Genomic DNA, 6,407 nt, shown 5'->3' with positions numbered 1-6,407 from the left:
CTCGTGGGCTCGGAGATGTGTATAAGAGACAGACCCTTCACGAGGAGGCCGCCATGGCCGAGTTCACCCTGCCGAAGAATTCGCAGCTCCGCGAGGGCCGCCGCTGGCCGCTCGACGGAGACGCGAAGAAGAAGCGCGACTTCAAGGTCTATCGCTGGAGTCCCGACGGCGGCCAGAACCCGTCGATGGACACGTTCGAGATCGACCTCGACAAGTGCGGCCCGATGGTGCTCGACGCGCTCATGAAGATCACCGACGAGATCGACTCGTCGCTGGCCTTCCGCCGATCGTGCCGAGAGGGCGTGTGCGGCTCCTGCGCGATGAACATCAACGGCCGCAACACGCTCGCCTGCCTCACCCATATCGAGGATCTGGGGGACGGCCCGGTCCGGCTGAGCCCCCTGCCCCACATGCAGGTGCTGCGCGACCTCGTTCCGGACCTGAGCGGCCTCTACGCCCAGTACGAGCTGATCGAGCCCTGGCTCAAGAACGACCAGCCCGCCCCCGACCGCGAGCGGCGCCAGTCGCCCGAGGAGCGGGACAGGATCGACGGGCACTACGAGTGCATCCTGTGCTTCTGCTGCTCGACGAGCTGCCCGAGCTACTGGTGGAACCAAGACCGCTACCTCGGCCCGGCCATCCTGCTCCAGGCGAGCCGCTGGTTGGTCGACAGCCGCGACAACCACGTCGGCGAGCGCCTCGACGAACTCGAGGACCCGTTCCGGCTCTACCGCTGCCACACGATCATGAACTGCACCACGGTCTGCCCGAAGGACCTGAACCCGGCCAAGGCCATCGCCGGCATCAAGCGGCAGATCTCCGAGCGCGGCTGATCCCGGACCGCCCGCCCCTCACGAACGCCTCCTGCGAGCGCCCATGCCCAAGCGTGACGACAAGCGTGACGACAAGCGTGACGACAAGCGTGATTCGAAGCGCGGACCCGATCACCCGGAGCTCAGGGACGTGCCCATCGGCCTCGACGCCGAGGGCACGCGCAAGGAGTTCGACTCCATGGGGACGATCGATGTGCCGGCGGACAAGTACTGGGGCGCCCAGACCGCCCGCTCCCTGATCCACTTCTCGATCGGCGGCGACCGCATGCCGACCGAAGTCTACCGGGCCTACGGCACCGTCAAGAAGGCCTGCGCCCTGGTCAACGTCCGCGAGGGGCGGCTGCCCGAGTGGAAGGCCGAGGCGATCGTGCGGGCCGCCGAGGAGACCGAGGCGGGCAAGCTCGACGCGCACTACCCGCTCTACGTCTGGCAGACGGGCTCCGGCACCCAGAGCAACATGAACGTCAACGAGGTGCTCTCGAACCGGGCGATCCAGTTGCTGGGCGGCACCCTCGGCAGCCAGGAACCGGTCGCGCCCAACGACGACGTGAACATGGGCCAGTCCTCGAACGACACCTTCCCGACGGCGATGCACATCGCCACGCTCAAGGCGATCGACGAGGCCCTGGTGCCGCAGCTGGAAGCGCTCGCCAAGGCGATCGAGGTGAAGGCCCAGGACTGGACGGACGTGGTCAAGATCGGCCGCACCCATCTCGAGGACGCGGTGCCGCTCACCGTCGGCCAGGAATGGTCGGGCTACGCCGCGCAGCTGCGCGCCTGCATGGACGCCGTCGCGGAAGCGCGCCGCGGGCTCCTCGAACTCGCGGTGGGCGGCACCGCGGTCGGGACGGGGCTGAACGCGCCGAAGGGGTTCAGCGTCGCCGTCGCCGAGACGATCGCCGAACTCACCGGCAAGCCCTACGTCACGGCGCCCAACAAGTTCATGGCGCAGGGCTCCCTCGACGCGATGGTGCGGGCGAGCGCCGCCCTGCGCGGCGTCGCCGTCGCGCTGATGAAGATCGCCAACGACATGCGCTGGCTCGCCTCCGGGCCGCGCTGCGGCCTCGGCGAGTTGCAGCTCCCCGCCAACGAGCCCGGCTCCTCGATCATGCCGGGCAAGGTCAACCCGACCCAGTGCGAAGCGATCGTGATGATCGCGATCCAGGTGATCGGCGACGACACCGCGGTCGCCTTCGCGGGGAGCCAGGGCAACTTCGAACTCAACGCGATGCGCCCGATCATCATCGGCAACGTGCTGCACGCGATCCGCATCCTCGCCGACGGCTGCGAGAAGTTCCGGGTCTACTCCGTCGAGGGGACGAAGCTTGACCGCGACCGCATCGCGGGCTTCGTCGAGAACAGCGTGATGCTGGTGACCGCGCTGAGCCCGCACATCGGCTACGAGAAGGCGGCCACGATCGCGAAGGCCGCGATGGAGAAGGGGCAGACCCTGCGGGAGGCGGCACTCGCCTCGGGCGAGGTCGACGAGGCGACCTACGACGCGGCGGTCGATCCGAAGGCGATGGTCGGGTCGGGCGTGGCCGGCGCCTGAGCGCGTTGCGGAATGGCGCCGGAGCAGGCCGTAGCCTCGGCGGTGCAAGGCCGATCCCGACCGAATTCCGCCTGATCGGCCACAGGTGAGCCTCGTGCTCGTGCAAGGCGCCCCAGGACCGCGCCCGGGAGCGTGACCGGCCGCGCATGAGGCTGGGCTGCGCCGGGCTGGAATGGACCGGGGCGCGTGGCCCGCCCGCTCGGAGCCCCCGTCTTCCGCCCCCGTGCACCCCGGCAGGATCCGAGCAATCCAGGGGGCCGGCGGACCGGCCCCCCGCATCCCGGCTCAGCCCCCGAGCACGTCCGCCTCGGCCCGGCCGACGGCCGCAGCCTGCTCGCGGGCGACCGCACGGTCGCTGCGGCGCCGGAGCAGCATGCCGACCGCGATCACGAGGGCGGCGCAGAGCGCGGCGACCGCGTAGTGGAAGATCCCCTGAAGCGAGGCCGGCAGGGTCTCGGCCACGTGCTGGACCACGAGACGGTCGGTCGCGATCATCTCGCCCGCCACCCAGCCGAGCAGCGCGCCGCCGAACCAGATCAGCACGGGGAAGCGGTCGATCGCCCGGGTGATCAGGCTGGCGCCGACGATGAGCAGCGGCACCGAGAGGGCGAGCCCGATGATGAAGAGCTCGTCGTGCCCCTTGGCCGCGCCCGCGACCGCCACGACGTTGTCGAAGCTCATCACCGCGTCGGCCACCACGATGGTCCAGACCACCTTCGGGAGGCTCGCGCTGGTCTTGACGTGCTCCTCGCCCTCCTCCTCGCCGCGCACCAGCTTGACCGCGATGTGCAGCAGGATGAGGCCGCCCAGCACCTTCAGGAACGGCACCGCGAGCAGCTGCGAGATGATGACCGCGAACAGGATGCGCAGGCCCGCCGCCGCGAAGGCGCCCAGGAACACGCCGATGCGCCGCTGACGCTCCGGCAGGCCGCGGCAGGCCATGGCGATGACGACCGCGTTGTCGCCCGACAGGATGATGTCGATCCAGATGATCTGCAGGAGCGAGAGCAGAAAGGTCGAGGTCAGGTACTGGTCCACAGGATGGCTTCCTTCTCTGCGCGGCCGCCTCCCGCAGCCTCGCGCGTCGGCTGGGATGATCGCGGGCACGCGCGGGCAACGCCCCCCCCGGGACGCCGCTCCCGTCACAGCCTGCCGGAGGGGCCGCCCGCCGCGCGGCCGGCGGCCCCGGGCTCGGACTTTACTGGTTGCTCTCGACGGCCGAGCGCAGGACCGGAGTCCAGCGGGCGACCTCGCTCTCCACAAGCTTCTGGAGGGCAGCCGGGCCCCGCTCGTCGGCCTTCGGGATGTTCGAGCCGAGCTCGGTCAGGCGCTTCGTCGCGGTCGGGTCGTTCAGCGCCGCCTCCACGGCGGCGACCAGCTTCGCCTTGACGTCGGCGGGCAGGCCCTTGGGCGCGAAGACCGCGTTCCAGGCGCTCACCTCGTAGCCCGGCAGCCCGGCCTCCTTCATGGTCGGCACGTCCGGCAGGCTCGGGGCACGCTCGGGCGTGGCGATGGCGTAGGCCTTGACCGTGCCGCCCGCGACCTGGGGCCCGACATTGACGATCTGGTCGGCCATGAAGTCGACCTGACCCGCCATCAGGTCGTTCATCGCCGGCCCGGTGCCCCGATAGGTCACGAGCGTCGGCTTGACGCCGACCTGGGAGTCGAAGAGCACGCCGGTCGAGTGCGAGACCGAGCCGACGCCCGCATGCGCCTGGTTGATCTTCGGGCCGCCCGCCTTGAGGGCCTCGATGAAGCCCTTGAGGTCTTTCGCCGGAAAATCCTTCTTGGCGACGATCAGGATCGGCACGCCGCCCAGGAAGCCGATCGGGTCGAAGCTCGTGGCGGGATCGTACTTGAGGCCCTTGAACAGGGCCGGGGCGGCGCCGTTCGTGCCCATGTGGCCCACCATGATGGTGTAGCCGTCCGGCGCGGACTGGGCGCCGCGGGTGATGCCCGTGGTGCCGCCCGCGCCGGTGACGTTCTCGACCACCACCTGCTGGCCCAGCGCGCGCGACATCGGCTCGGCCACGATGCGCGCCACCACGTCCGTCGGCCCGCCCGCCGCGAAGGGCACGATCATGGTGATCGGCCGCTGCGGATAGGTCTCGGCGGCGGCGGTAAAGCTCGTGAGCGCCGCCAGGACGCCGATCGCGATTGCCCGTTTCATGCGTGTCGTTTCCCCTCGTGTCGGCCCAATGGTGCGGGACCTCAGGCTTCGGTGAAGACCTCGTCGCGGCTCTTGCGCATCGAGGGCAGCAGGGCGGCGGCGATGATCGCGAAGGCGATCACGAACAGCACAGCGCTGACCGGACGCTCCAGGAAGATCATCAGGTCGCCGCGCGAGAGCGTGAGCGAGCGCCGCAGGTACTCCTCCATCAGCTTGCCGAGCACGAAGCCGAGCAGCAGCGGGGCCGGCTCGAAGCCGAACTTGATCAGGAGGTAGCCCATCAGCCCGAACACGCCGATCAGCATCACGTCGGTGGGCTGCGAGCCGATCGAGTAGATGCCGACCGAGCAGAACATCAGGATCGCCGGGAACATCAGCCGGTAGGGCACCTTCAGCAGTCGCACCCAGAGGCCGACCAGCGGCAGGTTGATGACGAGCAGCATCAGGTTGCCGATCCACATCGAGGCGATCATGCCCCAGAACAGGTTCGGGTTCTTGGTCATCACGCCCGGTCCCGGCACGATGCCGTGGATCGTCATCGCGCCGACCATCAGGGCCATCACGGCGTTCGGTGGGATGCCGAGCGTCAGGAGCGGGATGAAGGCGGTCTGCGCGCCCGCGTTGTTGGCGCTCTCCGGCCCCGCCACGCCCTCGATGGCGCCGCGGCCGAAGCGCGAGGGGTCGCGCGCGATCTTCTTCTCGATCGTGTAGGAGGCGAAGGGCCCGAGCACGGCGCCGTTGCCCGGCAGGATACCGAGGATCGCGCCGATCGCCGTGCCCCGCAGGGTGGCGGGGGTCGCCTGCTTCAGCTCCGCCGCGCCGGGCAGGAGGCGGCCGATCTGCGCGCGGACCACGTCGCGGGTCTCGCTCTGGTCGAGGTTGCGCAGGATCTCGGCGATGCCGAACAGGCCCATCGCCAGCACCGAGAAGTCGACGCCGTCGGTGAGGAAGGCGTAGCCGAAGGTCATGCGCTCCTGGCCCGTCTCAAGGTCGGTGCCGACCGTCGAGAGCAGGATGCCGACCAGGATCATCGCCACCGCCTTGAGCACCGAGCCGTGCGCCAGCACCACCGCGAAGGCGAGCCCCATCACCATCAGGGCGAAGTACTCGGCCGGGCCGAAGATCAGCGCGAGCTTGGTCAGCGGCGCGCCGAGCGCGGCGATCAGGATGGTGGCGACCGTGCCGGCGAAGAACGAGGCGATGGCCGCGATGCCGAGCGCGATGCCGCCCCGGCCCTGGCGGGCCATCTGGTGGCCGTCGAGCGTGGTGACGACCGAGGTCGCCTCGCCCGGGATGTTGACCAGGATCGCCGTGGTCGAGCCGCCGTACTGCGCGCCGTAATAGATGCCGGCCAGCATGATGAGCGCGCCGACCGGATCGAGCCCGAAGGTGATCGGCAGGAGCATCGCGATGGTGGCGATTGGCCCGACGCCCGGCAGGACGCCGATCAGCGTGCCGACGAGGCAGCCGAGGAAGCAGAGCGCGACGTTCTGGAGGCTGAGCGCGACGGCGAAGCCGAGGCCCAGGTTGGACAGGAGGTCCGTCATGGTGCGCGGTCCGCTCAGGTCGTCAGGGAATGGCGGGCGACGTCGATCGGCTCGCGTTTGGCCGAGCGGCGGCTCACGACGAGCAGGACGAGCCCCGCGAGGGCGAGGGCGCCGGCCGCGATCCGCAGCAGGGTACGCGAGGGCAGCGTGCCGGAGAGCGCCTGGATCAGCGCCGTCGGCAGCATCGGGATCGGAAGGTTCAGGAGATCGCCGAACAGCAGCATGCAGCCGGCGGTGAGGAGCAGGCCCAGGATGGCGAGTTCGGAGAACCGCGCCTCGTGGCTCGCGTAGCCGGCCACCAGCAC

The 6,407-nt window shown here is 70.0% G+C and carries 5 protein-coding genes and 1 pseudogene; 2 read left to right on the top strand and 4 right to left on the bottom strand.

Features of this window, described 5'->3' with window-relative positions:
* The first annotated feature begins 53 nt into the window (after positions 1–53).
* Together AX737_RS12450 and fumC are read left to right on the top strand one after the other, a co-directional pair.
* Positions 54–833, top strand: a complete 780-nt coding sequence (locus AX737_RS12450; RefSeq protein ID WP_066921745.1) for a succinate dehydrogenase iron-sulfur subunit — start codon at positions 54–56, stop codon at positions 831–833.
* Positions 834–876: 43 nt separating this feature from the next.
* The gene (gene fumC, locus AX737_RS12445) at positions 877–2,385 is read left to right on the top strand and encodes a class II fumarate hydratase (protein WP_082773008.1); all 1,509 of its coding nucleotides are present in this window, start codon (positions 877–879) and stop codon (positions 2,383–2,385) included.
* A gap of 285 nt (positions 2,386–2,670) precedes the next feature.
* On the opposite strand, the gene AX737_RS12440 is transcribed toward fumC, so the two are convergent.
* From AX737_RS12440 to AX737_RS12425, 4 genes and pseudogenes are all read right to left on the bottom strand, one after another.
* Positions 2,671–3,423 carry a TerC family protein gene (locus AX737_RS12440; protein WP_066921743.1) on the bottom strand — a complete coding sequence of 251 codons (753 nt, stop codon included), beginning with the start codon at positions 3,421–3,423 and terminating at the stop codon, positions 2,671–2,673.
* Between the two features lie 160 nt (positions 3,424–3,583).
* Entirely contained in the window at positions 3,584–4,555 is a 972-nt protein-coding gene (locus tag AX737_RS12435) for a tripartite tricarboxylate transporter substrate-binding protein (protein WP_066921741.1), read from the bottom strand.
* A gap of 41 nt (positions 4,556–4,596) precedes the next feature.
* Positions 4,597–6,102 (bottom strand): tripartite tricarboxylate transporter permease, encoded by a 1,506-nt coding sequence (locus tag AX737_RS12430; RefSeq protein ID WP_066921739.1) that lies wholly within the window; start codon positions 6,100–6,102, stop codon positions 4,597–4,599.
* 14 nt (positions 6,103–6,116) lie between these two features.
* Positions 6,117–6,407: pseudogene (locus AX737_RS12425) on the bottom strand (tripartite tricarboxylate transporter TctB family protein); the annotation flags it as partial.

Origin of the sequence: Methylobacterium sp. CCH5-D2, from assembly GCF_001556475.1 — a bacterium.
GTDB classification, from domain to species: Bacteria; Pseudomonadota; Alphaproteobacteria; order Rhizobiales; family Beijerinckiaceae; genus Methylobacterium; species Methylobacterium hispanicum.
Note: the sequence above shows the minus strand (reverse complement) of the source record. Positions and strands in the feature narration are given on the sequence as shown.